Here is a 2,453-nt window from a genome sequence, read left to right as displayed (position 1 = left end):
CGCTTCACCGCGCCGGGCCCAGATTCTCGATGACCTCGCGGCCGGGCTCATCGATGCGGACGAGGCCGCCCAACGCCTCAAGAAGGCACGGGAGTAACTCCATGATGGAACCCGAAGTGACGCCGTCTTCCGACTCCGACTCCGCGCGCGATGGCGCCCAGCGCCACGCCATCCCCTGGGGTCAGCAGGCGCAGCTGGAGCTGCACGCGACGGCCGCCGCGCTCGTCGTGTCCCCGCTGGCGGAAGGCGAGAAGCCCTACCTCGTCACGCACGGCCGGGTGGAGGCGCGCATCCACGAGCACGGGCGCGTCACGAAGGTGGAGCTGGTGCCGAGGGAGTCCGGCTTCCTGTCGTTGTTCTGGCGCCAGGGCGGACACGCGGAGCTGTTCGTGCCGGCCAACGTGCACGCGAAGCTCCACCTGGACGCGGGCGCGGTGCGCGTCTCCGGGTTGAAGGACTGCGAGCTGGACCTGTCCACGGACGCCGGCACCGCGAGCCTGCGCGACGTGCACGGCAAGCTGACCCTGCGCACCGGCGCGGGCCGCATCGTCGGCGAGCGCGTCGGCGGCACCCTGAACATCTCCGCCCAGGCGGGCGCGGTGAAGCTGGACGTGGACGCGCTGGACGTGGGCGAGCACCGCATCGGCACGCAGGTGGGCGCGGTGGAGCTGCGCCTGGTGCCGGGGCTCGACGTGCACGTCGCGGCCCGCACGGCGATGGGCGCGGTGCACACGCGCTACCCGTCCAACCCCCAGGCGGCCACGACGCTCGTGCTGGAGACGGAGCTGGGCTCGGTGCGCATTCGCGAGTCGGGCCGCTCGCGCTCCGAGGACGTGGCGCACGAGGCGTGGGAGGCGGACTCGCTGCGCTGGCAGCGCAAGGCGGAGCGCTGGCAGCGTCGCGCGGAACGCCACGCCCACCAGTGGGCCCACGCCTGGGCGAACTCGTGGGGCGCGCCGCCCTGGGCGCACCATCCAGGCACCTCGCCGCACGCCCGGCCGGAGCAGGCCGCGCCACCGCCCTCCCCGGGCATCCCCGAGGCGGAGATGCGCCGCGTGTTGGAGCTCGTGGAGGCCGGCAAGCTCAGCGCGGCGGACGCGCAGAAGCTGCTGACCGCGATGCAGCGCTAGAGGCCACGCCCCGCTTCAGGCGCCCTGGGTGAGGAAGCGGAAGGGCCGCTCGCAGTCGTCCCGCGTGCACCGGAAGAGGTAGCCCCGGCCGTTGTCGCCGAACTCCAGGCCATACGGCATCGCGGAAAGCTGCGCGACGAAGCGCATGGGCGCGTCACAGCACTCCGGCGTCGCCTCGCCGTTGAGCCAGCCGGGCACGCCGCCCACCTTGCTCTCCGGCGCCGTCTCCTGCGCGCGGTCCAACGCCGCCAGCTGCTCGTCCGTGGCCTCGTTGACGTCCACCGACAGCGCCTCGGTGTCCTCGGTGGCGGGCTCGAAGCCGAGCGTCCACTCGGCGTAGGGCTTCACCGGGCCCGGAGGCGCGCTGACGGCAGGAGCGCCCGCCTTCACCGCCACCGCGGCGTTGGCGCCCTCCTCGGGGTCCCAGCGGAAGCAGACGGAGGCGGGGTTCTCGCACTGGAAGACGTGGACCGACGCGTACGGCGCCAGGTCCAGCCGTCCCTCCACGTGCGGAAGCTGGAAGAGGAAGCGCAGCGGCCCGCCGCACATCTCGCAGGCGGGCCAGTCCAGGGGACCGGGCGCTTCGGGCGTGCCTCCCACCTTCATGAGGGGCACGCCGGTACGGCTGGGAACGAGCGCCCACAGGGGCGCGAGAGGACGAGGCATGCGGGGACTCTAGAAGTCCGCGATGCGCTCCGACAACGTCGGGTCGTCCACGAAGGGGTTGCGGTTCTGCTGGTAGGTCTCGATGGCGTCGTTGCGCTTGGCTTCGGCGGCGTCGACCTTGTCCAGCGTGTTCCACTGCTTGAGGACGGTCTCCTCCTCGGGCGGGATCTGCTTGTTGTACACGGTGGAGAAGTAGAACAGCGCGCGCGCCACGTTGCCCTTGTGGGCATCCGGCGGCTCGAAGACCATCCGGCCCTTGTCGTCCGTGCCGAACTTCGCGCCGTTCTCCGTCCACTTCACCGTCTTCACCGTGCCGAACGGGTAGTTGCCCCGGATGGAGTTGGCCTTGCTGTCGGTGGGGAACAGGTGGTGCAGGTCCGCCTTCGCCGCGCCCGTGGCGCCCTTGGACTGGGGCCAGGTGTGCTCGGTGTTCATCACGTTGCTGCTGGGAATCTTGTTCGTCTTCACTTCCTTGCCCGTGTAGACGCACTTGACGATGCCGTCGTGGTTGTCGAGCGTGGTGAAGATGACCTTGCGCGCGCCGTTGTAGCCCAGGTCCTTGTGCTTGGAGACCGCGTCGTGCAGGGCCTTGATGAGGACCTTGTCCTTCATCCCGTCGTAGCGGGGATCCGGGCCGGCCGGCGTGAAGTCATCCAC

General features: G+C 71.0%; 3 protein-coding genes. 1 reads left to right on the top strand and 2 read right to left on the bottom strand.

Annotated elements, in window-relative coordinates:
• Positions 1 to 101: 101 nt before the first annotated feature.
• Entirely contained in the window at positions 102 to 1,130 is a 1,029-nt protein-coding gene (locus D7V93_RS41755; protein WP_147451633.1) for a DUF4097 family beta strand repeat-containing protein, read from the top strand.
• A gap of 15 nt (positions 1,131 to 1,145) precedes the next feature.
• On the opposite strand, the gene D7V93_RS41750 is transcribed toward D7V93_RS41755, so the two are convergent.
• Positions 1,146 to 1,796 carry a hypothetical protein gene (locus D7V93_RS41750; protein WP_147451632.1) on the bottom strand — a complete coding sequence of 217 codons (651 nt, stop codon included), beginning with the start codon at positions 1,794 to 1,796 and terminating at the stop codon, positions 1,146 to 1,148.
• Positions 1,797 to 1,805: 9 nt separating this feature from the next.
• A partial coding sequence (locus D7V93_RS41745; RefSeq protein ID WP_120648527.1) for an endonuclease I family protein occupies positions 1,806 to 2,453 on the bottom strand: 648 nt, incomplete at its 5' end.

Origin of the sequence: Corallococcus llansteffanensis (genome assembly GCF_003612055.1) — a bacterium.
In the GTDB taxonomy this organism is placed as follows: domain Bacteria; phylum Myxococcota; class Myxococcia; order Myxococcales; family Myxococcaceae; genus Corallococcus; species Corallococcus llansteffanensis.
Note: the sequence above shows the minus strand (reverse complement) of the source record. Positions and strands in the feature narration are given on the sequence as shown.